The 22,297-nt window shown below is 73.1% G+C and carries 21 protein-coding genes and 1 pseudogene; 8 read left to right on the forward strand and 14 right to left on the reverse strand.

Annotated elements, in window-relative coordinates; genetic code table 11:
• Positions 1–14 precede the first annotated feature (14 nt).
• From ACWEVP_RS23305 to ACWEVP_RS23330, 6 genes are all read left to right on the forward strand, one after another.
• The gene (locus ACWEVP_RS23305; protein ID WP_285454274.1) at positions 15–359 is read left to right on the forward strand and encodes a WXG100 family type VII secretion target; all 345 of its coding nucleotides are present in this window, start codon (positions 15–17) and stop codon (positions 357–359) included.
• Between the two features lie 18 nt (positions 360–377).
• Positions 378–680 carry a hypothetical protein gene (locus ACWEVP_RS23310; protein ID WP_020644701.1) on the forward strand — a complete coding sequence of 101 codons (303 nt, stop codon included), beginning with the start codon at positions 378–380 and terminating at the stop codon, positions 678–680.
• 100 nt (positions 681–780) lie between these two features.
• Positions 781–1,167 (forward strand): hypothetical protein, encoded by a 387-nt coding sequence (locus ACWEVP_RS23315; RefSeq protein WP_452064659.1) that lies wholly within the window; start codon positions 781–783, stop codon positions 1,165–1,167.
• Positions 1,164–2,474 (forward strand): WXG100 family type VII secretion target, encoded by a 1,311-nt coding sequence (locus ACWEVP_RS23320; protein ID WP_452064660.1) that lies wholly within the window; start codon positions 1,164–1,166, stop codon positions 2,472–2,474. Before ACWEVP_RS23315 ends, ACWEVP_RS23320 begins: the two co-directional genes overlap by 4 nt.
• 25 nt (positions 2,475–2,499) lie before the next feature.
• On the forward strand, positions 2,500–3,840 hold the full coding sequence (locus ACWEVP_RS23325) for an alpha/beta hydrolase (protein WP_452064661.1): 1,341 nt from the start codon (positions 2,500–2,502) through the stop codon (positions 3,838–3,840).
• Positions 3,837–4,208 (forward strand): hypothetical protein, encoded by a 372-nt coding sequence (locus ACWEVP_RS23330; RefSeq protein ID WP_452064662.1) that lies wholly within the window; start codon positions 3,837–3,839, stop codon positions 4,206–4,208. The genes ACWEVP_RS23325 and ACWEVP_RS23330 overlap by 4 nt, the downstream gene beginning before the upstream one ends.
• Before the next feature lie 175 nt (positions 4,209–4,383).
• Here ACWEVP_RS23330 and ACWEVP_RS23335 read toward each other — a convergent pair whose 3' ends face one another.
• The 4 genes from ACWEVP_RS23335 to nadA all read right to left on the reverse strand — a co-directional run bounded on the left by ACWEVP_RS23335 (position 4,384) and on the right by nadA (position 9,158).
• Positions 4,384–5,544, reverse strand: coding sequence for a S8 family serine peptidase (locus ACWEVP_RS23335; RefSeq protein ID WP_452064663.1), 1,161 nt, complete (start codon positions 5,542–5,544; stop codon positions 4,384–4,386).
• A 73-nt stretch (positions 5,545–5,617) separates the two neighbouring features.
• Complete coding sequence (gene nadC, locus ACWEVP_RS23340) at positions 5,618–6,511, reverse strand: carboxylating nicotinate-nucleotide diphosphorylase (RefSeq protein WP_452064664.1); 894 nt, start codon at positions 6,509–6,511, stop codon at positions 5,618–5,620.
• Complete coding sequence (locus tag ACWEVP_RS23345; protein WP_452064665.1) at positions 6,508–8,151, reverse strand: L-aspartate oxidase; 1,644 nt, start codon at positions 8,149–8,151, stop codon at positions 6,508–6,510. Before ACWEVP_RS23345 ends, nadC begins: the two co-directional genes overlap by 4 nt.
• The gene (nadA, locus tag ACWEVP_RS23350; RefSeq protein ID WP_452064666.1) at positions 8,148–9,158 is read right to left on the reverse strand and encodes a quinolinate synthase NadA; all 1,011 of its coding nucleotides are present in this window, start codon (positions 9,156–9,158) and stop codon (positions 8,148–8,150) included. The genes ACWEVP_RS23345 and nadA overlap by 4 nt, the downstream gene beginning before the upstream one ends.
• Positions 9,159–9,270: 112 nt before the next feature.
• On the opposite strand from nadA, the gene ACWEVP_RS23355 reads away from it, so the two are divergent.
• Together ACWEVP_RS23355 and ACWEVP_RS23360 are read left to right on the forward strand one after the other, a co-directional pair.
• Positions 9,271–9,903 carry an NUDIX hydrolase gene (locus tag ACWEVP_RS23355; protein ID WP_452064667.1) on the forward strand — a complete coding sequence of 211 codons (633 nt, stop codon included), beginning with the start codon at positions 9,271–9,273 and terminating at the stop codon, positions 9,901–9,903.
• A 40-nt stretch (positions 9,904–9,943) separates the two neighbouring features.
• Positions 9,944–10,660, forward strand: a complete 717-nt coding sequence (locus ACWEVP_RS23360; RefSeq protein ID WP_452064668.1) for an LON peptidase substrate-binding domain-containing protein — start codon at positions 9,944–9,946, stop codon at positions 10,658–10,660.
• Position 10,661: 1 nt separating this feature from the next.
• On the opposite strand, the pseudogene ACWEVP_RS23365 reads toward ACWEVP_RS23360, so the two are convergent.
• From ACWEVP_RS23365 to ACWEVP_RS23410, 10 genes and pseudogenes are all read right to left on the reverse strand, one after another.
• Positions 10,662–11,687: pseudogene (locus ACWEVP_RS23365) on the reverse strand (M48 family metallopeptidase).
• Positions 11,688–11,734: 47 nt separating this feature from the next.
• Entirely contained in the window at positions 11,735–12,331 is a 597-nt protein-coding gene (locus tag ACWEVP_RS23370) for a DUF2567 domain-containing protein (protein WP_452064669.1), read from the reverse strand.
• Positions 12,332–12,414: 83 nt separating this feature from the next.
• Positions 12,415–12,621: a biotin synthase auxiliary protein BsaP gene (gene bsaP / locus ACWEVP_RS23375; protein ID WP_364445502.1), complete on the reverse strand. Its 207-nt coding sequence runs from the start codon at positions 12,619–12,621 to the stop codon at positions 12,415–12,417.
• Positions 12,608–13,621: a biotin synthase BioB gene (gene bioB / locus ACWEVP_RS23380; protein WP_452064670.1), complete on the reverse strand. Its 1,014-nt coding sequence runs from the start codon at positions 13,619–13,621 to the stop codon at positions 12,608–12,610. The genes bsaP and bioB overlap by 14 nt, the downstream gene beginning before the upstream one ends.
• Positions 13,622–13,693: 72 nt before the next feature.
• The gene (gene bioD, locus ACWEVP_RS23385; protein WP_452064696.1) at positions 13,694–14,413 is read right to left on the reverse strand and encodes a dethiobiotin synthase; all 720 of its coding nucleotides are present in this window, start codon (positions 14,411–14,413) and stop codon (positions 13,694–13,696) included.
• A gap of 133 nt (positions 14,414–14,546) precedes the next feature.
• Positions 14,547–16,724 carry a SulP family inorganic anion transporter gene (locus ACWEVP_RS23390; protein WP_452064671.1) on the reverse strand — a complete coding sequence of 726 codons (2,178 nt, stop codon included), beginning with the start codon at positions 16,722–16,724 and terminating at the stop codon, positions 14,547–14,549.
• 159 nt (positions 16,725–16,883) lie between these two features.
• Positions 16,884–19,115 (reverse strand): bifunctional SulP family inorganic anion transporter/carbonic anhydrase, encoded by a 2,232-nt coding sequence (locus tag ACWEVP_RS23395; protein ID WP_452064672.1) that lies wholly within the window; start codon positions 19,113–19,115, stop codon positions 16,884–16,886.
• A gap of 218 nt (positions 19,116–19,333) precedes the next feature.
• A complete protein-coding gene (locus ACWEVP_RS23400) occupies positions 19,334–20,614 on the reverse strand; it encodes an adenosylmethionine--8-amino-7-oxononanoate transaminase (protein WP_452064673.1) in 1,281 nt (426 codons plus the stop codon).
• Between the two features lie 17 nt (positions 20,615–20,631).
• A complete protein-coding gene (locus tag ACWEVP_RS23405; protein ID WP_452064674.1) occupies positions 20,632–21,834 on the reverse strand; it encodes a cytochrome P450 family protein in 1,203 nt (400 codons plus the stop codon).
• Positions 21,835–21,853: 19 nt separating this feature from the next.
• Entirely contained in the window at positions 21,854–22,267 is a 414-nt protein-coding gene (locus ACWEVP_RS23410; RefSeq protein WP_452064675.1) for an SRPBCC family protein, read from the reverse strand.
• Positions 22,268–22,297: the final 30 nt, after the last annotated feature.

Here is a 22,297-nt window from a genome sequence, read left to right on the forward strand (position 1 = left end):
GAGGTGGCCCGTCGATGTCCAGTCCGGGATTCCAGGCAGATTCCGCTGCCATGACGCGCGCCGTCCAGGGTTTCGAGGAAACCGCGACGAACGCCAAGTCCACGATGGCCAGCTTGGAGTCCGAGCTGACCGAGGCGCTGCGCAACTACAAGGGTGACCAGGCCGTGGCGTTCTGGGACCTCCAGCGGCGGCTCCAGGAGAAGATGTCCGTGGCCGTGAAGGAGCTCGACACCATGTCGCAGCTCGTCCACACCAGCCACCAGAACTACGGCCGCGGCGACGCCGACGTCCACCAGAGCTTCCAGGGGGTCGGCAACTCCCTCGAGGGCTCGGGCGTGATCCCCCGCCTCAACCCCTGACCCGAGAGGACGCCCACCATGGCCGACGTCGTCGAAATCAATTTCGCCGCGCTGCAGCACAGCTCGGCTTCCCTGGCCGCCAAGGCCAAGGCGCTCACCTCGCAGCTGGAGCAGCTGCACCAGAACCTGCAGCCGATCACCGCGACCTGGTACGCCTCCGGCAGCTCCGCCGGTGACGCGGCCCGCCAGTCGGAGACCCGCCTGCGCCAGGCCACCGCGGACATCGTCGCCATCATCGCGCAGTTCGGCGGCAAGGTCGGCGAGGCCCACGACCTCCAGCAGTCGCTGGAGAACCGCAACCAGGGGCTGTTCGCGGGCTGACCCGCGCCCAGACGTCGGTCGGCCGGTGCGGGAAACCCCCCGCTCGCACCGGCCGACCGGCTTTCCCCATGTCAGCCGTCGCGCCAGAGAGCCGGGACCGATGCCAGACCAGTCGTACTACGTCCACCTGGAATCGCTGAAGGACTTCGTGCGGGAGCTGGAAACCCAGATCCACGCGATGTCGAAACCGAACGACTTCCTGCTCACCCTCGGCCAGGAACCGCTGCTGTTCGGCGAGTTCGGCGAAGCCGGGTCGCTCACCGACGCCCACCGCGCGGCCGTGTCGGAGATGCAGGGCCTGCTCGACCAGGTCCGCAGCGCGATCGGGTTCGCCCAGGACGTCACCACCACGGTCGCCGACGGCTACGCCAGCGCCGACCAGGCGGTGGCCGGGGACCTCCACCACTCGGGCGCGGTCACGAACCTGCTCGACCCCGTGCTGGGCCTGCTGGGCCTCGGTGACTCGGACGGGAGCCGCAAGGGATGACGAAGCACAACACCGCGCACACGAACTTCGCCGCCTACAGCCACCAGCAGCTGTACGCGATGCTCCAGGCCGGCGACCCGAACAGCGCGCGGCACGCCGCCGACAAGTGGAAGTCCGCCGCGTTGCACCTGCACGAGCAGGCCCACAACCTCAACGCGGAGCTGACCGAGTTCAAGACCGAGTGGACCGGTGGCGCGGCCGACCAGTACCAGCGGATGATCATCGACCTCGCGAACGGCATCTCCAAGGTGGCGCAGACCGCCGAGGCGATGAACGTGATGCTCGACGACGCCGCCGACGCGCTGGTGAAGGCCAAGAAGGAGATGCCGCCGCCGGTGTCGGTGCCGGACGTCTCCCCCGCCGACGTCGCGCTCGCGGTCAACCCGCCGCTGCTGCCGCCGGACGCCTCCCCGGCCGTCGTCCAGGCCGCGGCGCAGCAGCGCCAGCAGGCCATCGCGAACGTCGAGGCGCAGCAGTCCGCCGCGACCGCCGCGGGCAACGCGCAGGCCAGAGCGGTCGCGGTGATGACCGAGCTGGCCGGCGAGTACACCGTGGCCGAAGAGTCGATCCCGGCGTCGCCGAACGCCGTGCAGACGCCCACCGCTCCACCGGCCGGCGGCGGCGCGGGCAGCGCCGGCTCGCCCGGGCTCGTGGGCAACGGCGTCACCGATCCCGGCGTCGTCGTCACCCCGACCGACGGGCACCCGCTGCCCTCGACCGGGACCCCGCAGCAGCCCGGGACGTCCGTGCCGACGTCGAACCCGCTGTTCGGCGACATGTTCACCGCCGGGCTCGCCGCGGCCTCGGCCGCCGCGTTCGGCCGCTTCGGCTCGATCATGCCGAAGGTGCCGTCGTGGGCCAGCGGCAAGGATCCCAAGGACAACAAGGAAGAAGCGCCCGGCACGAAGCTCGGCGGCGGTGGCGCGGGCGTCGAGGGCGGTGCCGGCGGCGGCATCCCGATCGGCGGCGGTGACGCGCCTTCGCTGGGCGGCGCCGGCGGCATTCCCGGTGGTGCCGGCCTCGGCGGCGGTGCCGACGGCCCGGCGGCCCACTCCGGCCTGGCCGGCGACGGCGGCGCGGGCAACGCCCTGTCCGGCCTCGCGGGCGGCGCGGCCGGAGCCGCGGCGGCGTCGGCGGCCAAGGGCGCGATGCCGATGATGCCCATGATGCCGATGGGCATGGGCGGCGGCGGTGACATGGGTTCCGGGCGCCGGATCCCGGCGTGGCTGGTGGAGACCGAGAACGTCTGGGGCCAGTCGGCCCCGGTCGCGCCGCCGGTCATCGGCGAAGAGCCCGAAGCGTACTGACCACTCGACGAAACGGAGGCGGGCCGTGACGGCTGCCGGCTATCGCGTCGCCCCGGCCCGCCTCGACACCGTGGCCGGCGAGTTCGGTTCCCGCGCCGACGCACTGGGCACGGCGCAGCAGGCGGTCGCGGGCGAGAAGGTGCCCGCCGCCGCGTTCGGCCAGGTCGGCGAGTCCGCGGCCGCGGCCAAGACGTTCGAGAAGACCATGACCGAGCTGGGTTCGAAGCTCGAGTCGAGCGTGTCCCGGCTCCGGACGCTCCAAAACGGACTGACCGCGTGCGCGGCGGGCTACCGCCGCACCGACGCGCAGATCGCCGCGATGTACCGGGCCCTGCTGCCCGAGGACCCCTTGCCGAAGGCGGGAAACCCCGCAGGCATCGGCGGTCCGGCCGACACCGGCGCGTGGGCGCGGGCGATCGAGCAGAACCGCGCGAAGGTCGCCGACGCGCTCACCGCCGAACGGTCCCGGCTCGCGTCGCTCACCGACGCCGACGAGATCAAGCGGTCGCAGGCGCGGATTTCGCTGTACGAGGACATCCTCGCGAACAACCGGCAGATCCTGAAGTTCGACCCGGCCGGCAACGGCCGGATCGCCGAGCTGGTCGGGCACATCGAGCCGGGGACGCGCAACGTCGGGCTGTTCGTCCCCGGCGTCAACACGCAGATGTCCAACTTCGACGCCTACGCCGGCCTCGGGCGCAGCCTGGTGGCCGCGGACCCGACCGGCCGCACGGCGATGGTCGTCTGGGCCGACGGCGTGTTCCCGCAGAACCCGGTGGTGCAGGGGCCTTCCGCGAGCTACGCGGAGGCGATGGCGCCGGACCTCAAGAACTTCACCGACGACCTGCGCGGCGAGATCGCGAGCCACGCGGGCTCCGACGTCACGCTGACGGCGATCGGCCACAGCTACGGCGGCGCGACGGTCGGGCTGGCCGAGACGCACGGCCTGGACGTCGACCGCGTGCTGCACGTCGAGTCGGCGGGCATGGGCCACGGCGTGTGGTCGCCGTCGGACCTGCCGGCGAGCCAGGCGGGCGTCCAGCGGTACTCGATGACGGCGCCGCTCGACCCGATCGAGATCGCCCAGGGCAACGCGTGGGGCCTGGAGTGGACCGGCATCGGGCACGGCGCGGACCCCGACAAGTTCCCGGGTGTCACGGAGCTGGAGACCGGGCGGTCCGCTTCCGGGGACCAGCTGTGGGGGCTTTCCTCGCACAGTGACGTGCTGAAGCCGGGTTCGGAGTCGTGGACGAACATCTACCGGGTGATCACGGCCGGGCCGGCCACCCCCGACGGGACGTTCCGGCCGGATGGCATCCTCGAACACGGCGTGGAGTTCCTGAACGACGGAGGGGTGCGGCGATGAGCCCTTCGCACCTGGATGCGCTGGCGGGCGAGCTGACGGACGTGATCGACAGCGTCGCGGAGGCGTTCGGCGCCGAGGCCGAGCGCACGCTGAACGGCGAACTGGACTGCGACCCGACCCAGCCGGGCACCCTGCTGTGCTGGCAGTACGGCGTGCGGCTGGAGAAGGCAGGCGAACCGGAGCGCCGGCTGGCCGAGGTGGTGGTGCCGACGCTGGAGCAGAGCGGGTGGCAGGCGCACGACCGGAGCACCCCGCGCGAGCTGATCGCGCGGTTCAGCCGGGACGGCGCGGATTTCACGGTGCACGTGGCGAGGGCCGGTCACGCGGTGGCGATCATCGGGTCCACGCGCCCGGTCCCGGCTGCCTGACGAGGGCTCGCCGGTTGCGCTTCCGCCCCCACCGCCACCCTCACTACGGCGTGAACCGCGACGCCCGCCAGCTCCGCGCTTCCGGCCCCGCCGGACCGCGGCCACCCTCACCACGGCCTGAACCGCGACACCCGCCAACTCCGCCTTCGCCCCCGCCGCACCACCGCCACCCCCACTACGGCGTGAACCGCGACGCCCGCCAGTTGCGCCTCCGGCCCCGCCGGACCGCGGCCACCGTCACCCCGGCCGCCGCCGCCAACGCCACTCCCGCCAGCGCGATCGTCCCCGCCGGCACGTCCGCTCGGTGGTCCACCGGCGCCGCCGCCGGGATCACCGCCGGCTGCGCGGCCGCCGGCGCCACCGAGCCCGGGCCCGCGACGTCCGCCGGCAGCGTCGAAGACACCGCCGCGTACGCGTCCAGCACTCCCCAGCCCAGCCGCGGGTCGTGGCCGCCCCTCGCCGGGCGGTGGGCCGTCAGCTCCAGCCGCGTCACGACCTGGTCGCCGGTCAGGTCCGGGTGGTACGCCCGGACCAGCGCCGCGACGCCGGCGACGTACGCCGCCGCCAGGCCCGGGTCGGTCACCGGCCAGCGGTGCGCGACCGCGCCGCCCGCCCCGGCCGACGTGCTGACCAGCTCCGCTCCCGGCGCGGCGACGCCGACGTAGTCCCCCGCCTCCGTCTGCACCGGGTCGCCCGCGGGGTTCACCGAGCCGACCGACAGCACGCCGGACGTCGCCGTCGGGTACGTCCGCGCGCCCTGCTGGGTCGCGGCCGCCGCCGAAACGACCACCGCGCCTTCCGACCGCGCTCGCGCGACGACTCCGGACAGCGCCGGGCTGTCGAACGCCGCGGGGACCGCCACCAGGATGACGCCCGCGTGCCGGTCCAGGGCCGTGTCGATCGCGCCGGCCAGCGCGCCCGGGTCGCCGCCGTCGCGGGAAGAGCCGTCGGTGTAGCGGATCGGCAGCAGGTGCGCGCCGGGCGCGACGCCGGCGAACGTCGTCGCTCCGTCCGGTTGCGCGGCGACGATCCCGGCCGCGATCGTGCCGCGGCCGTCGCAGTCCGTTCGCTCGGTGCCATTGCCGCCTTCGAGCTGCCCGGGCGCGAACTGGGTGTTCTGCCCGTCGACGCCGGTGCCGATGACGGCCACCAGCTGCCCTTCGCCCCGGGTCAACGGCCAGAGCCGCGCCGGGTCGACCAATCGCTGTCCCCACGGGACGTCGCCGGTGTAGGTGCCGGACGGGTTCGCGCACTGCGCCTCGGGCGCCGCGGCGGCGGCCACGGGCGATCCGAGCGTCAGCAGGCCCGCGACCGCCACAACCGCCGGTATCCGCACCCGATCCCCCCGCAACGAAAGACGGTGGCGGAAAAGGACTTCCGCCACCGCCAGTTTACCCGGGAAAGGCCCGTCAGCGAAGGTCCATGCCCAGATCCAACGCGGGTGAGGAGTGGGTCAGCCCGCCCACCGACAGATAGTCCACACCGGACTCCGCGTAGGCCCTACCACGGTCGAGGGTGAGGCCACCAGAGGATTCCAGCCGCGTCTTCGGCGAAACCTCGTCGCGGCGCGCCACCGCCTGCCGGCACTCGTCGGGGGTGAAGTTGTCCAGCAGCACCTCGTCCGCCCCGGCGGCCAGCGCCTCCTCCAGCTGGGCAAGGGTGTCGACCTCGACTTCGCACGCCAGTTCCGGCGCGTGCGCGCGGGCCGCTTCCAGCGCCGCGGTCACCGAGCCCGCGGCGACGACGTGGTTGTCCTTGATCAGCACCGCGTCGCCCAGCCCGAGCCGGTGGTTGACCCCGCCGCCGCACCGGACGGCGTACTTCTGCAGCAGCCGCAGCCCCGGCAACGTCTTGCGGGAGTCGCGGATCGCGCAGCCGGTACCGTCCACTTCGGACACCCAGGCGGCGGTCGCGGTGGCGACGCCGGACAGGTGGCACAGCAGGTTCAGCGCCGTCCGCTCGGCGGTCAGCAGCCCGCGCACCGGGCCGCGCAGCACCAGCGCGGGCTCGCCCGCGACCAGCCGCTCGCCGTCTTCGCGCCCGGCCAGCACTTCGTAGCCGTCGCCGAGCACCGTGTCGAACACGGCCAGCGCCACCGGCAGCCCGGCGATGACACCGTCGACGCGCGGGGTCAGCTCGGCCACCGCGGTCGCGTCGGCGGGAACCGTGGACTCCGTGGTCGCGTCGGGCCCGTACCGCAGGTCTTCGCCGAGCGCGGTGGTGACCACCCGCTTGACGTCTTCCCCGTCGAGGCCCGACGCGGCGATGAGGCGCAGGGCCGGTTCGGAGATCGGGAACGTCATGCCACGCCCTCCAAGGGGATCGGGTCGGCCAGCACGGGCTGGCCGGACGGGCTGAGCCGGATGAGCTGGCTGCGCCGCCAGCCCTCGTCCAGTGCCGGGAAGTCGGTCCGCACGTGGCAGCCGCGCGACTCGGTGCGCCGGACGGCCGCGGCGAGCAACGCCTGCGCCACCACGGTGAGCGCCGCGTCCTCCACCGCCGCGTGCGTCCACAAGGGACTGTCCTGGGCGGACAGGTCGAGGACCGAGCCCGCCGCGGCGAGCCCGTCGGCGTCGCGGCCGATCGCCGCGTACCGGCTCATCACGCGCTGCAGCGCGTCCCGCTCGGCGGCCGGCGCGGTGGTCCACGACGGCAGCCGGCCCCGCGCCGGATCGGCCAGCAGCCCGGCCGCGAGGTCCGCCGCGACGGCCTCCGCGACGCGCTGCCCGACGACCAGGCCTTCGAGCAAGCTGTTGGACGCCAGCCGGTTCGCGCCGTGCAGCCCGGTCCGCGCGACCTCGCCCGCGGCGTAGAGCCCGGGCACCGACGAACGCCCGTCCGCGCTGGTCACCACGCCGCCGCACGAGAAGTGCGCCGCCGGCACCACCGGGATCGGGTCCGACGCCGGGTCGAGACCCAGTGCCGCGCACGCCGCGGACACCGTCGGGAACCGCGCCGCGAACCCCGGAACGCCGGTCGCGTCGAGGAAGACGTGGTCGTCGACGCCGCCCGGCGCGGTCGCCATCCGGCGGGTGATCGCCGCCGAGACGACGTCGCGGGGAGCCAGGTCGCCGAGCGGGTGCACGCCCGCCATGACCGGCGCGCCGGCGGCGTCGACCAGCGTCGCGCCCTCGCCGCGCACGGCTTCGGTGACCAACGGGCAGCGTCCCCGCGCGCCCGGGGTGTACAGGACGGTCGGGTGGAACTGGACGAACTCGATGTCCGCCACGGCGGCCCCGGCCCGCAGCGCGAGCGCGATGCCGTCGCCGGTGGCCATCTCCGGGTTCGACGTCGCCTGGTAGAGCTGCCCGATCCCGCCGCTGGCCAGCAGCACGGCCGATGCCCGGACGATGCCCGGTACGCCGTGGTGGTCGAGCACGGTGATGCCCGCGACGCGGCCGCCGGGGGTGCGCAGCGCGTCGACGGCGATGTGGTGCTCCAGCACCGGTACCCGCGCCTGCCCGGCCTGCGCGACCAGGGCGCGTTCGACCTCGGCGCCGGTCGCGTCGCCGCCGGCGTGGATGACGCGGAACGCGCTGTGCCCGCCCTCGCGGGCCCGGGCGAGCAGGCCGTCGCCCGCCGCGTCGAACTTCGCGCCGTCCGCCCGGAGCCGGGCGACCGCGGCCGGGCCGCCGTCGAGAATCGACCGGGCGGCCGCCTCGTCGACCAGCCCGGCACCCGCGGTGAACGTGTCCTGCGCGTGCTTCGCGACCGAGTCGTCGAGGTCGTGCTGGTCCTCCAGGACGACGGCGACGCCGCCCTGGGCCCAGCGCGTGTTGCCGTCCTCGACCGCCGCCTTGGTGACCACCAGCACGTGCAGCCCGAGGGCCTGCGCCCGCAGCGCCGCCGTCAGCCCGGCGACCCCGCTGCCGACGACGACCAGGTCCGCGCGAGCCTCCCAAACCGGAGTTTTCGCCTGTGGGTCATTAACCGGCGTGCTCATTCGCCGCCGCCGGGCTGCCCGATCTCGATCATCCGCTGCACCGAAGCGCGGGCGCGGGCGGCGGTCTCGACGTCGACGTGGACCTCGTCGAGGCCGTCGCGCAGGCACCGCAGCAGCGCCGCCGGCGTGATCATCTTCATGTACCGGCAGGACGCGCGGTCGTTCACGGCGCGGAAGTCGATGTCCGGCGCGGCCTTGCGGAGCTGGTGGATCATGCCGATCTCGGTGGCCACCAGCACCGACTTCGCGCGGGTGTCGCGGGCCTCGTGGACCATGTCGCCGGTCGAGAGGATCTTGACCCGGTCCGGCGCCACGGCGCCCTCGCCCGCCAGGTAGAGCGCCGAGGTCGCGCAGCCGCACTCGGGGTGGATGAACAGGTCGGCGTCCGGGTTCTCGGCCGCGCGCGCGGCCAGCTCGGCGCCGTTGATGCCGGCGTGGACGTGGCACTCCCCGGCCCAGACGTGCATGTTCTCCCGGCCGGTCACGCGCTTGACGTGCGCGCCGAGGAACTGGTCCGGCAGGAAGAGAACCTCCTGGTCGGCGGGGATGGAGGCGACGACGTCGACCGCGTTCGAGGACGTGCAGCAGATGTCGGTCTCGGCCTTCACCTCGGCCGTGGTGTTGACGTAGGAGACGACCACCGCGCCCGGGTGCTCGGCCTTCCAGGCGCGCAGCTCGGCACCGGAAATGGAGTCGGCGAGCGAGCAGCCGGCCCGCGCGTCCGGGATCAGGACGGTCTTCTCCGGGGAGAGGATCTTCGCAGTCTCGGCCATGAAGTGCACGCCGCAGAAGACGATGGTGGACGCGTCGCTGCTCGCCGCGATGCGGCTGAGGGCGAGCGAGTCGCCGGTGTGGTCGGCGATGTCCTGGATCTCCGGCACCTGGTAGTTGTGCGCGAGCAGGACCGCGTCGCGCTGGTTCGCCAGGCGCCGCACCTCCTCGGCCCAGGCCGCGTTCGCCTCCACCCCGCCGTAGGGGGTGAGGTCTTGATCGAGCGTCGAAGTCATGCTGGCCCTCCTGGACCCGTATCCGGTTTTCGCCTTACAATCGAAAACCGTGCGAAGTCATCTTAACACCCAGGCCCCCCTCGCCCACGAGGTTTTGGGAGCGGTCCTCCAAGTGCGCTCGGACACACTGCGGGTCCTGCTCTGGCGCCGCGCGCTGGACCCGCACCTCGGCCGCTGGTCGCTGCCGGGCGGGCGGCTGCGCCCCGACGAGGACGTCGAGACGTCGGTCCGGCGGCAGCTCATGGAGAAGGTCGACGTCCGGCAGCTGAAGCACGTCGAGCAGCTCGCGGTGTTCAGCGACCCGCACCGGGTGCCGGGCCCGCGCGTGGTGGCGACGGCGTTCCTGGCGCTGGTCCCCTCCGACGTCGACCCGGAGGTGCCGGAGGACACCGAGTGGCACGACGTCGCGAAGCTGCCGCGCACGGCGTTCGACCACGAGGCGATCGTGCTGCGCGCCCGCGACCGGCTGCGCTCGAAGCTCTCCTACACCAACCTCGGGTTCGCGCTGGCGCCCGACCAGTTCACGATTTCGGCGTTGCGCGGGCTGTATTCGGCGGCGCTGGGCTACCGCGTCTCGGCGACCAACCTGCAGCGCGTGCTCTCCCGGCGCGGGCTGCTGGTTCCCACTGGTCACACGGCCCCTCCGGGCCGCGCGGGCGGGCGTCCGGCGGCCCTGTTCTCCTTCGCCGGCAAGGGCATGCAGATCACCGATCCGTTCGCGGTGTTCAAGCCGCCGAACCGGTGACCATCCTGCGGCGGCGGCGTTCTCCCCTTACCGTGGACGCGTGACGGAGCCGGAATCGGAAAGCGACGCGACGACGACCTTGCTGCCGTTGTTCCCGTTGCAGACCGTTCTGCTCCCGGGGACCAAGCTGCCGCTGCACATCTTCGAGCCGCGGTACCGCCAGCTGACGGCGGACCTGGTCAGCGGCACCGTGCCCGGGCGCGAGTTCGGCGTGGTGGCGCTGCGCTCGTCGCTGACCCGCGAGGTGCGTGGTCTGGACCAGCTGTACGAGATCGGCTGCAGCACGGTGCTGCGCGAGGCGAAACGCCTGCCGGACGGCCGGTTCGACGTCGTCACGCAGGCGCAGCGCCGGTTCCGCCTGACGGACCTCGACTGCACGTCGGCGCCGTACCTGATCGCGACGGTCGAGTGGGTCGACGACGACCCGGTGGCCCCGTCCGGCGACATGGCCGAACGCCTGGCGGTGGTCGCCCGGGCGGCGCACCAGCGCTACTGCGAAACGGCGTGGCGCAGCGACGACTGGCACGCCCCGGAGGCGGGCACGGACCTGGCCGAGCTGGCCTACCGGCTGGCGGCCGACTGCCTGCTGCCGCTGGAAGACCGTCAGCGGCTGCTGGAGGAACGCCACCCGCTGCGCCGGCTGCGCATCGCGTGCCGCCTGCTGACGCGGGAGGCGGGGTTCCTGGACACCCTCGGCGCGGTGCCGCTGCCGCCGGGCGAGCTCACCGACCTCAGCCGCCCGGCCAGCCTGAACTGAGTCAGCTCGCGGACCCGGTGCCGAACTTGTTCCACACCTTGCCCGCGGTGCCGGCCACCGCCTCACCGACGTCGCTGAACACCTTCGTCAGCGGATCGGCCGAGGAGTTCCACGACTCCTTGTACGACTTCGCGGCCGACCTGAGGTCGTCCTTCCAGTCCGCCGTCGGCGAGTCGTCGTCGCGGCGCGGGTAGTCGCCGGCCAGGATCGCGCGGTACTCCTCCGACGCCGCCCACTTCTGCAGCTGGGCCGCGCGGACCACCGCGAACGGGTGCGACTCCGTCTCGACGAACTTGAGCTTGAGGAAGCTGTCGCGGACGTCCTCGACCGACTCGTATTCGGCCGCCTGCTGCAGGAACGACGGGATGTCGATGCGGGCCGGGTCGATGCCGCCGGCGACCTGGATCTGGGCGCGCAGCGCCGCCGTCGGGTCCTGGCCGCAGAGCAGCCCGGCGCGGTCGCAGGAGAGCTCGGCCTTGCGGAACTACTCGCGCAGCGCCGCGATGATCGCCCGGATGCCGAGCGCGCTCACCGGCGTCCAGGACAGCGACATCTGCAGCGCGATCAGGCGCACCATCATCGTGCGGTAGACGGCGTGCCCGGAGAGCACGTGCCCCATCTCGTGCCCGAGCACGAACCGCAGCGACTCGTGGCTCATCAGCTCGACGAGCCCGGTGCTGACCCGGATGAACGGCTCGTCCATGCCGACCGTCTCCGCGACGATCCTCGGGTCCTGGTAGACGAACACGTTCGGCACCGGCAGGTCGAGCGTCTCGGCGCACTCGTGGCGCAGGCGGTCGAGCTCCGGGTACTGCTTCGGCCCCACGCGGATCGACGAGGCCAGCGCCATCAGCCGCTCGCCGCGCTCGCTGTAGAAACCGGAGATGGCCTTGACGACCTGCGCGAACCCGGGCACGGTGCGCAACGTGGCGAGCGCGCCGCGGTCCACGGGGTGCTCGTAGGCGCGCGGGCTGATGCCCGGGAAGCGGACGGCGTGCCGGCGCGAAACTTCGATGTCTTCGGTCACTGCTGGATCCCCCTGTGGTCGAGGGGGCACAGCTTAGGACAAGATCATCAGCCGAGGCGGCGGCCCAGATCGTCGCGGCCGTTCCAGGTGGCCAGCAGGCTGTAGGCGATGGTCACCCCGAGCGGGCCCGTGAGCAGCACCCACCACGACTCCAGGCGCGGCGCGAGTTCGATCACCGAGCCGAGGGCCGGGGCGGTGGCGATGGCGTAGTGGCTGTTCGCCCAGCCGACGCCGAGCAGAAAGGCCAGCGCGCTCGCGAGGGCGACCCCGAGCACGGCAGCGACAAGGACGACCGGCCCGCGGCGTTCCCGCAGCAGCCAGGTCACGATGCCGACGACGATCCCCAGCCCGAGCGTCATCAGGCCGAAGACGGCGAGGTCGTCGAAGCGGTGCCAGCTCTCCAGCTCGAGGGCGCCCTGGGTGCCGTCGGCGGAGATGATGCGGACGCGCTCGGGCGGCGCGAGGCGGGACCAGGCGAAGGCGAGCGGGAAGCTCAGCAGGCTGAGGGTGCCGAGCACGCTCACGGCGGGCAGCAGGTCGGCCTTGACGACGACCCGCGGCCGCCGTTCCCGGACCAGCACGGGCACCGACCACGGACCGGCCACGGCCGACGGCCGGTGCGCGGGCCCCGACGACTCACTCACCCGGACTCCCTCCTGCTGCGTGCGACTGAGGGTAACCGGTCGGTGCGTGACCGCGGTGAGCCGCCGGGTCGTGTCGCCGCCGGCTAACCGCTCGCGGTCTCGCCGTGGCGGCTGCAGCGGGCCGTCCAGCCCAGCGGGCTCACCTGGACCACCAGCCGCCGGGCGCAGAACGTGCAGTAGCGCGGCGGTTCGAGCGCCGTCCGGGGGTTGTGGCACGCCGGGTGGTCCGCCCCACCCGGCGACTCCTGTCCACAGTGGACACAAAACGCGGGTGCGTCAGAGGCTGTCACTGAGCGCCTTGATGGGCATCTTGAGCTCGTCCAGCATCTCCAGGTCCGCCGAAGCCGGCCGGCCCAGGTTGGTCAGGTAGTTGCCGACGATGATCGCGTTGATGCCGCCGAGCATGCCCTGCTCCGCGCCGAGGTCGCCGAGCGTGAGCTCGCGCCCGCCCGCGAAGCGCAGCATCGTGCGCGGCATCGCGAGCCGGAACGCCGCGACCGTCCGCAGCGCGTCCTTGCCCTCGACGATTTCGTAGTTCTCGTACGGCGTTCCCGGCTGCGGGATGAGGAAGTTCATCGGCACCTCGTGCGGGCTCAGCTCGGCCAGCTGCACCGCGAACTCCGCGCGCTGCTCGACCGTCTCCCCCATGCCGATGATGCCGCCGCAGCAGACCTCCATGCCGGCCTCGGCGACCATGCGCAGCGTGTCCCAGCGCTCTTCCCAGGTGTGCGTGGTGACCACCGACGGGAAGTGCGAACGCGCCGTCTCGAGGTTGTGGTTGTAGCGGTGCACGCCCATCTCGACGAGCTCGTCGACCTGCTCCTGCGTGAGCATGCCGAGGGAGCAGGCGATCTGGATGTCGTTGCCGTCCTCGCGGATGGCTTTCACGCCCTCGCGGACCTGGGAGAGCAGCCGCTTGTCCGGGCCGCGGACGGCGGCGACGATGCAGAACTCCGTCGCGCCGGTCTCGGCGGTCTGCCGGGCGGCCTTGACCAGGTTGGGGATGTCGAGCCACGCCGAGCGCACCGGCGTCGGGAAGCGGCCGGACTGCGAGCAGAAGTGGCAGTCCTCCGGGCAGCCGCCGGTCTTGAGGCTGATGATGCCCTCGACCTCGACCTCGGGTCCGCACCAGCGCATCCGGACGTCGTGCGCGAGCGCGAGCAGGTCGGGCAGCCGGTCGTCGGGCAGCCGGAGCACCTCGAGGACCTCGGCTTCGCCCAGGCCGACGCCGTTTTCGAGGACGTGCTCGCGCGCGTAGGCGAGCAGGTCGGTGTCCGGGACTGCGGTCACGGCGGCTCCTTGGTCGTGGTGGAAACGTCCCTCATCGTGCACGAAGGCACGCCGGGGCGACAGCGACGCAGGTCACTTCCCGGCGGAAGCGCACCCGGCGAACAGCTCGGGGTCGAACTCGCCGCCGAACCACGGCGAGAGCCCGGCCCGCGCGGCGGACAGGAACTCCTCGGACGAGGCGTCCCCGAGCCCGGCGGGCAGCGCGCCGAGCAGCGGCGCCCCGGCGGCGACCGGCAGGTCTTCGAGGTTCGACAGCGCGGCGAGGTCCGGTTCGGCGGGCCACGAGCCGATGATGACCCCGGCGACGGTCAGGCCCCGCTTGGTGGCGACCTCGGCGGTGAGCGCGGTGGCGTTGAGCGTGCCGAGCCCCGCCTCCGCGACGATGATCACGAGCGACCCGAGCGACCAGGCGACGTCGGCGAGGCTGGAGCCGGCCTTGTCGAAGCGCACCAGCAGGCCACCGGCGCCTTCGATGAGGGTGAGGTCGTGCCCGGTGTCGAGGTCGGACGCGGCCCGCGCGATCTCCCCGGGATCGAGCGAGGGAAGGCCACTGCGCCGCGCGGCGGCCTCGGGCGACAGCGGATCGGGGTAGCGCCGCAGTTCCCGGGTGGTGACGTCGCGGCCGGCCAGCCGCCGGACATCGGCGAGATCCCCGGGCTCATCGGGCCCGACCCCGGTCTGCGCGGGTTTCAGGACGGCGACGCGCTGCCCCCCGGCCACCGCCAGGGCGGCGATGGCCGCCGTGGTGATCGTCTTGCCGACCCCGGTCCCGGTCCCCGTCATCACCAGCATGGTCACAGGCCATCAACTTAGTGACCCGCGGCGGGAGCGCGCATCGCGGGCACCGAAAGCCCAGGTCGGGCGCCCGGGTGGCGCCGCTCCGGCCGGCGTGGGCCGGACCCGCCCGGGCCCGGCCCACCCCACCTCAAGACCCCGGCACCACCGCCGCCGCGCCCGCGGGACGGAACGTCCGCTCCGCCGCGTCGAACAAGTACACCTGCGCCGTCCCGACCGCGAAGTACATCCCGGTCAGCTGGACCTTCCCCGCGGACTCGGCAGCCGCCACGGCCGGGTACTCCCGCAGGTGCTCCAGCTGCTGCAGCACGTTGTGCAACGCCAGCCGGTCCCCCTCGCGATCCGGGAGCCCGCCGTCCAAAGTGGCCGATCCGGTCCGGTGCGCGCTCGGTTCCGCGTGCCGCAGCCACACCGACAACGGCCCCGCCGGCGGCCCTTCGGCCAGCGCCGCCATCGCGCCGCAGCCGGAATGGCCGCACACCACGATCTCCTCCACCCCGAGCACCCCGACCGCGTACTCGATCGACGCGTTCATCGACGGGTCCGCCTGGCCGGGCGGCACCAGGTTGCCGATGTTGCGGATGGTGAACAGGTCGCCCGGGCCGCTGGTGGTGATCAGGTTCGGCACGATCCGGGAGTCGCCGCAGGTGATGAACAGCGTGCGGGGGCGCTGGCCGTCGGCGAGGCCGGACAGCGTGTCGCGCAGCAGCGGGGCCGCCCGGCGGTGGAACTCCGTCGCGCCGCGGCGGGTCTGCTGGGCCGGGATGCCTTCCACCGCCTGCCATTCCGACCACGGCGCGAGCCAGCGCGGCACGGCCCGGCTCGCGGCCAGCCGGGACCGCGTCGGCCGCCCGGCCTTGCCTTCGCCGAACCACGGGTGGCCGACCTCGTCGACGTCGACCGTGCCGCCCGCGCGCTCGTGCGCCTGCTGCCAGGTGTGCAGGCTCTCGAACGCGGCGTGGTCGAGGTAGTCGACCACCAGCTCCAGCCGCACCGGCACCCCGGCCGGGATGCCGCCGAGGATCTTCGACAGCCGCGGCACCGACAGGAACGTCAGGACGCCTTCGACGACCACGCGCCAGGCGTCCCCCTCGTGTTCGACGTGGATCCCCGACCACAACGTGCGGCGCAGCATCAGCACCAGCGCCAGCCCGATGCCGGCGAGCACGCCGGTCAGCAGGTCGAACACGACGACGCCGCCGAGGGTGAGCAGGTAGACGGGCAGGTCGCCGTGGGCGAGGACGGTCTTCATGTGCCCGGGGTTGACCAGCTTCGCGCCGACGTGCACCAGCAGCCCGGCCAGCGCCGCCAGCGGGATGCTCTGGATCAGCCCGGCGAGCAGGACGACGAACAGCAGCACCCAGACGCCGTGCAGCACCGCCGACGCCCGGGTCTTCGCGCCGGCCGCCACGTTGGTGGAGCTGCGGACGATGACGCCGGTGACCGGCAGGCCGCCCAGCGCGCCGGAGACCATGTTGGCCGCGCCCTGGCCGACGAGCTCGCGGTCGAGGTGGGCGCGCGGGCCCGTGTGCATGCGGTCGACCGCGACCGCCGAGAGCGGGCTCTCCACGCTGGCGATCAGCGCGATGGTGACGACGGCGAGCGCGAACCCGCCCCAGCCGCCGTCCGGCAGCTGCGGGACGAGGTGGATGTTCAGCAGGTCACCGGGCAGTTCGACGCGGGGCAGCGTCATCCCGGTGACGACGGACAGGACGGTGGCGACGGCGATCGCGGCCAGCGGGCCGGGGACGCGTTGCACGGCCTTCGGCAGCCGCGGCCAGACGAGCAGGATCGCGATGGTGAGCAGGCCGATCAGGGCGGCCGAGTCGTGGTGGGCGACGATCTGACCGGGCAGCTCGGCGATGTTCTCGAGCGCCGAGCTCTGGGCCTTGCCGCCGAGGATGACGTGCAGCTGGCCGAGCACGATCGTGACGCCGATGCCGGCCAGCATGCCGTGCACGATGGCCGGCGAGATGGCCAGCGCGGCGCGGGCGATGCGGCTCAGGCCCAGCAGGATCTGCAGCGCCCCGGCGAGAACGGTGATCGCGCAGGTGACGACCCAGCCGAACGTCTGGATGGTTTCGGCCATGACGACGGTCAGGCCGGCGGCGGGCCCGCTCACCTGGAGCGCGGAGCCGCCGAGCGCGCCGGCGACGATGCCGCCGACGACGGCGGCGACGAGCCCGGCGGCGACCGGCGCGCCCGAAGCGAGGGCGATGCCGAGGGACAGGGGGACAGCAACAAGGAAGACGACCAGTGAGGCCGGCAGGTCGTGGCGGAGCACGGCGAGGGGTCTCATGATCACCATGCAACCGGAAATCGTGTGAAATGTCCGCTATGCACCACTCGATCGGGTGAACAATTGGCCGCGTTTAGCCTCAATGTCACAAATCGGGCAAAGCGTTAACCCGCTCGTCACGAACGACTCGTCCAGACCACCGGACGACCTGGACGAGTCGTTCAGACCTCAGTGCTCCAAGGCACCCGCCGGGACGAACCCGCGCGCCGCGTCGTCCAAAAGGGACACCTGCGCGGCGCCGACGTCGAAGTACATCCCGGTGAGCCGGAGCGCGCCCCGGGCCAGCGCCGCGGCGACCACGGGATAACCGCGCAGGGTTTCCAGCTGCTGCACCACGTTCTGCAGCGCGAGCTGGTCGGCCTCCGCCGCCGGCCGGTCGCCGCCGAGCAGCAACGGCGCTTCGCGCGAACGCCGCCGCAGCGTCGCCTCGCCGTGGCGCAGCCAGCTGCCGAGCTGCACCAGGCCGTCCGGCGCCTGGCCGAGCAGCGCCTTCATCGCGCCGCACCCGGAATGCCCGCACACCACGATCTCGGCGACCCCGAGCACGCCCACGGCGTACTCGATCGCCGCGCCGACCGACGAGTCGTCGCCGTCCGCCGGTGGCACGAGGTTGCCGATGTTCCGCACGGTGAACAGGTCACCCGGCCCGCTGGTGGTGATGAGGTTCGGCACGATCCGCGCGTCGCCGCAGGTGATGAACAGCGTGTGCGGCTGCTGGCCGTGCGCCAGCCCGTCCCACGTCTCGCGCAGCAGCGGCGCCGTCCGGCGCTGGAACTCCGAAGCGCCGCGGCACAGCAACGAACTGGCCGTGCGCTGGGCGGGCAGCACGACGTGCTCGGCCTGCCACTGCGACCACGGCGCGAGCCAGCGCGGGACGACTCGCGCGGCGACGCTGCGGTGCACGGTCGGCGCGCCCGACGTACCGCGTTCGAACCACGGGTGCCCGATCTCGTCGACCGTCACCGGCCCGGCGTGCGCCTGCTGCCAGCCGCGCAGGCAGTCGAACGCGGCGTGGTCGAGGTAGTCGACGAGCAGCTCCAGGGTGACTTCGGCGTGCGGCGGCACTTCGGCGAGCACCCGGGTCAGCCGTGGCACGGACAGGAACGTCAGCGCGCCTTCGATGACGACGCGATGGCGGTCGCCGTCCTTCTCGACGTGAATGCCCGAGAAGATCATCCGCCGCAGCATCAGCGCGAGCGCCAGCAGGATCCCCGCCGCGACGCCGGTGAGCAGGTTGACCGCGACCGCGCCGGCCAGCGTCACGGCGTACACCGGCAGGTCGCCGTGGCGCCGGACCTCCTTGAGCCCGTTGAGGTTCACCAGCTTCGTCCCCACGTACACCAGCAGCGCGGCGAGCGCCGCGAGCGGGATCAGCCGCAGGACGCCGGTGAGCAGCAGGCAGGCGGCGAGGATCCAGCAGCAGTGCAGGATCGCCGACGCGCGGGTGCGCGCCCCGGCCTCGTAGTTGGTCATGCTGCGCACGATGACGCCGGTGACCGGGAACCCGCCGAGCGCGCCGGCGGCGACGTTCGCCGCGCCCTGCCCGACGAGCTCGCGGTCGAGGTCGGTGCGCGGACCGCCGCGCAGCTTGTCCACCGACACCGCGGACAGGAGGCTCTCCAGGCCGGCGATCAGCGCGATGGTGACGGCGGCGACGGCGAAGCTCCCCCAGCCGCCGTCCGGCAGCCGCGGCACGACGTTCAGCGCGGGCAGCCCGGCCGGGAGGTCGACGCGCGGCAGGGACATGCCGGTCAGGACGGACAGCCCGGTGGCCAGCGCGACCGCCGCCAGCGGCGCGGGCACCCGGCGGACGGCCTTGGGCAGCCGCGGCCAGGCCAGCAGCACCGCCAGCGTCACGACGCCGATCAGCACGGCCTGGTCGTGGTGCGCGGCGATCTGCCCCGGCAGCGCCAGGACGTTGGCCAGCGCGGACCCCTGCGCCGTGCCGCCGAGGACGACGTGCAGCTGGCCGAGCACGAGCGTGACGCCGATGCCGGCGAGCAGCCCGTGCACGATGGCCGGCGACACGGCGAGCGCGGCGCGGGCCAGGCGCGTGAGGCCGAAGAGGATCTGGAGCAGGCCCGCGGCGACGGTGATCGCGCAGGTGACGGGCCAGCCGTGGGTGGCGATCGTGTCGGCCAGCACCACGGTGAGGGCGGCGGACGGGCCGCTGACCTGCAGCGGCGATCCGCCGAAGAGGCTCGCGACCAGCCCGCCGACGACGGCGGAGATCAGGCCCGAGAGCAGCGGCGCCCCGGCGGCGAAGGCCACGCCGAGGGACAGGGGGACGGCGACGAGGAAGACGACTATCGACGCGAGGAAATCGTGCTTGAGGTTCTCGAAGGGACGGGAGTTCTTCGGGGGTCCGGTGTCGTGCTCACCGCGAACGATCTCGATCATGGGGGCAGGATCGCCGAAACCGCGCGAAAAGTCCGCTACGCAAGGATTTCTCGCGTTTGCCCCGGTACGGATCGGTTCGGTTCGGCGGACCTTTCAGGCGAAAACCACCGCGGCAACCTCCGCCGATCGCGTGGTGTGGATCGTGCTCCGGCACTCAGCGCGACGGTGAGGGACCTTCGGGTCTGGCTGTGCCCGTGGTCACACCCGATGTGCTGAATTCACGCCTTTTCCGCGACCGCGAGCATCGCGCGGGTGATCACGGCGAGGTCGTCGTCAGTCGAAACGTACGGCGGCATCGCGTAGACGAGGTCCCGGAACGGCCGCAGCCAGGCCCCGTGCCCGGTCACGACCTCGGTGGCCACGGCCAGGTCGACGGGGTGGTCGAGCTGCAGGACGCCGATTCCGCCGAGCACCCGGACGTCCACTACCGAGCCGAGGTCGCGCGCCGGCGCGAGGCCGTCGAGCAGGCCCTTCTCGAGCCGGGTGACGTCGTCGCGCCACGCGCCGCCGGCGAGCAGGCCGAGCGAGGCGTTCGCGACCGCGGAAGCCAGGGGGTTGCCCATGAAGGTGGGCCCGTGCGCCAGGACCGGCAGCGCGCCGCGGGAAATGCCGGCCGCGACCTCCGGCGTGCACAGCGTCGCCGCCATGCTCAGGTAGCCGCCGGTCAGCGCCTTGCCGACGCAGAGCACGTCCGGCGTCACGCCGGCGTGCTCGGCGGCGAAGAGCGCGCCGGTGCGGCCGAAGCCGGTCGCGATCTCGTCGAAGATCAGCAGGACGTCGTGCGCCTCGGTCAGCTCCCGCAGCGCGCGCAGGTAGGCCGGGCTGTGGAAGCGCATGCCGCCCGCGCCCTGCACGACCGGTTCGACGATCACCGCGGCCAGTTCCCCGGCGTGCGCGCCGATCGCGTCGGCCAGGGTGTCCACATAGGACTCCTCCGGCGGCGCGTCGAACCCGGACGGCGGGGCGGGCACGAAGACCTGCTCGGGCAGCACGCCACGCCACAACGAGTGCATGCCGCCGTCGGGGTCGCAGACGCTCATCGGCGTGAAGGTGTCGCCGTGGTAGCCGCCGCGCCAGGTCAGCAGCTTGCGTTTTTCGGGCAGCCCGCGCGAACGCTGGTACTGCAGGCACATCTTCGCGGCGACCTCGACCGACACCGAGCCGGAGTCGCAGAGGAAGACGTGCTCGAGCCCCTCGGGCGTGAGGTCGACGAGGGTCTTGGCGAGGGTGATCGCGGGCTCGTGCGTCAGGCCGCCGAACATGACGTGGCTCATCCGGCCGGCCTGCTCGGCGAGGGCGGCGTCGAGCACCGGGTGGCGGTAGCCGTGGATGGCCGACCACCACGACGACATCCCGTCGACGAGCTCCCGGCCGTCGGCGAGCTTCAGCCGCACGCCGCTCGCCTCGGAGACCAGCAGCGAGGGCACCTTCGCCGGCATCGGCGCGTACGGGTGCCAGACGTGCTGGGCGTCGAGGGCGAGCAGGCCGGCGGGATCCATGAACCGACCCTACGACGTCACCTCAGTCGGACGGGCAGTGCCTCCAAGCCGTGCACCAGGGAGCTGGGCCGGTAGACCAGCTCGTCCGGCTTCGCGTCCAGCGCGAGGCCCGGGAACCGCGCCAGCAGGCCGGCCAGGGCGATCTCGGCCTCCAGCCGGGCCAGCGGCGCGCCGACGCAGTAGTGGATCCCGTGGCCGAACGCGAGGTGCCCGCCCGCGGCGCGCGTGACGTCGAGGCGGTCCGGCTCCGGGAACCGTTCGCCGTCGCGGTTCGCGCCCAGCAGCGAGATCAGCACGAACTCGCCCTCCGGGATGGTCACCTCGCCCGCTTCGACCGGCTCGGCGGTGAACCGCAGCGTCGCCAGGTGGATCGGGCCGTCGAACCGGAGGAACTCCTCGACCGCGCCCGGCATCAGCGACGGGTCGGCGCGCAGCAGGGCGAGCTGCTCCGGCTCCCGCAGCAGCGCCAGGACGCTGTTGGCGATCAGGTTGACCGTGGTCTCGTGCCCGGCGACCAGCAGCAGGAACGCCATCGAGATGAGCTCGTCGCCGGACAGCGAGTCGCCGTCGTCGCTCGCGTGCACCAGGTCCGACAGCAGGTCCTCGGCCGGCTCCGCGCGCTTCTGCTCGACCAGGCCGGTGAGGTAGGTGAGCATGCTCTGCGCCGCGTGCTGCGCGTCTTCCGGCGCCGACGCGCTCAGCAGGGTCTTCGACCAGGCGGAGAACTCATTGCGGTCCTCCGGGGCGACGCCCAGCAGCTCGCAGATCACCGTGATCGGCAGCGGCGCGGCGAACGACGGCAGCAGGTCGGCCCGCTCCTGCCCGGCCAGCGCGTCGAGCAGCTCGGCGGTGATCTCCTCGATCCGCGGCCGCAGCCGGGCGACCGTGCGGCCGGTGAACGCCTTGTTCACCAGCTTGCGCAGCCGCGAGTGGTCCGGCGGGTCGGTGTTGAGCATGTGCCGCCCGAGCGCCTCGCCGAAGCCGCCCTGGTTGGTCGCCCCGGCCGGGAGCTTCGCTTCGAACAGCTCGTACGCGCGCCGGTTGTCCTTGTGCAGCCGCGAATCCGCCAGCAGGGCCCGCGCCTGCGCGAAGTCCGTGACTATGTAGCAGTCCAGGCCGCGCGGCATCCGCGCGCGCCGCACCGGCCCGCCCGCGCGGAGCAGCTCCGCGAACAGGTGTGCGTCCTGCGCGAAGTCCTCGGCCACTTCCACGGTCGTCATCCCGCCCCCATGAGTCCGCTCAGCGCTCGGCGAGTGCCGCCACGACGCGCTCGGTCACGTCCTGCCAGTATGCCCGCTGTTCTTCGCGTTCTTCAGCCCCCGAAAGCCATTCCTGGTGGAACCGCAACGTGGTCTTGGCGCCCGAACCGCTCAGCCGCACCTGCACCGTCGAGTCGTGGTCCCAGTCGCTCGGCCGCCAGGTCAGCCGCACCCGGTCGCCCTCGACGAAGCTGCGGATCTCCCCGACCGTGCCGTTCGCCGTCTCGTACTCCGCCCCCGGCTCCCGCGGCAGCTCCACACCCGGCCCCAGCCAGATCTCGACGCCGTCGCGGCTGACCAGGAAGTCCCACACCGTTCCGGCCGCGTACGGCAAGGTTCGCGAAACCCCGATGTTCCACCCCACATCGGCCGTCTTCCCCACTGAAGAAGTCATGACACCATCCTCCCACCGGGGTACGACAAA

This window comes from Amycolatopsis sp. NPDC003865, from assembly GCF_053605345.1.

Coding starts and splice junctions, on each gene's coding strand:
- ACWEVP_RS23305 (WP_285454274.1), top strand. CDS start 15: ATGTCCAGTCCGGGATTCCAGGCAGATTCCGCTGCCATGACGCGCGCC.
- ACWEVP_RS23310 (WP_020644701.1), top strand. CDS start 378: ATGGCCGACGTCGTCGAAATCAATTTCGCCGCGCTGCAGCACAGCTCG.
- ACWEVP_RS23315 (WP_452064659.1), top strand. CDS start 781: ATGCCAGACCAGTCGTACTACGTCCACCTGGAATCGCTGAAGGACTTC.
- ACWEVP_RS23320 (WP_452064660.1), top strand. CDS start 1,164: ATGACGAAGCACAACACCGCGCACACGAACTTCGCCGCCTACAGCCAC.
- ACWEVP_RS23330 (WP_452064662.1), top strand. CDS start 3,837: ATGAGCCCTTCGCACCTGGATGCGCTGGCGGGCGAGCTGACGGACGTG.
- nadC (WP_452064664.1), bottom strand. CDS start 6,511: ATGACGTTCCCGATCTCCGAACCGGCCCTGCGCCTCATCGCCGCGTCG.
- ACWEVP_RS23345 (WP_452064665.1), bottom strand. CDS start 8,151: ATGAGCACGCCGGTTAATGACCCACAGGCGAAAACTCCGGTTTGGGAG.
- nadA (WP_452064666.1), bottom strand. CDS start 9,158: ATGACTTCGACGCTCGATCAAGACCTCACCCCCTACGGCGGGGTGGAG.
- bioD (WP_452064696.1), bottom strand. CDS start 14,413: ATGCTGGTGATGACGGGGACCGGGACCGGGGTCGGCAAGACGATCACC.
- ACWEVP_RS23390 (WP_452064671.1), bottom strand. CDS start 16,724: ATGGTGATCATGAGACCCCTCGCCGTGCTCCGCCACGACCTGCCGGCC.
- ACWEVP_RS23395 (WP_452064672.1), bottom strand. CDS start 19,115: ATGATCGAGATCGTTCGCGGTGAGCACGACACCGGACCCCCGAAGAAC.
- ACWEVP_RS23400 (WP_452064673.1), bottom strand. CDS start 20,614: ATGGATCCCGCCGGCCTGCTCGCCCTCGACGCCCAGCACGTCTGGCAC.
- ACWEVP_RS23405 (WP_452064674.1), bottom strand. CDS start 21,834: ATGACGACCGTGGAAGTGGCCGAGGACTTCGCGCAGGACGCACACCTG.
- ACWEVP_RS23410 (WP_452064675.1), bottom strand. CDS start 22,267: ATGACTTCTTCAGTGGGGAAGACGGCCGATGTGGGGTGGAACATCGGG.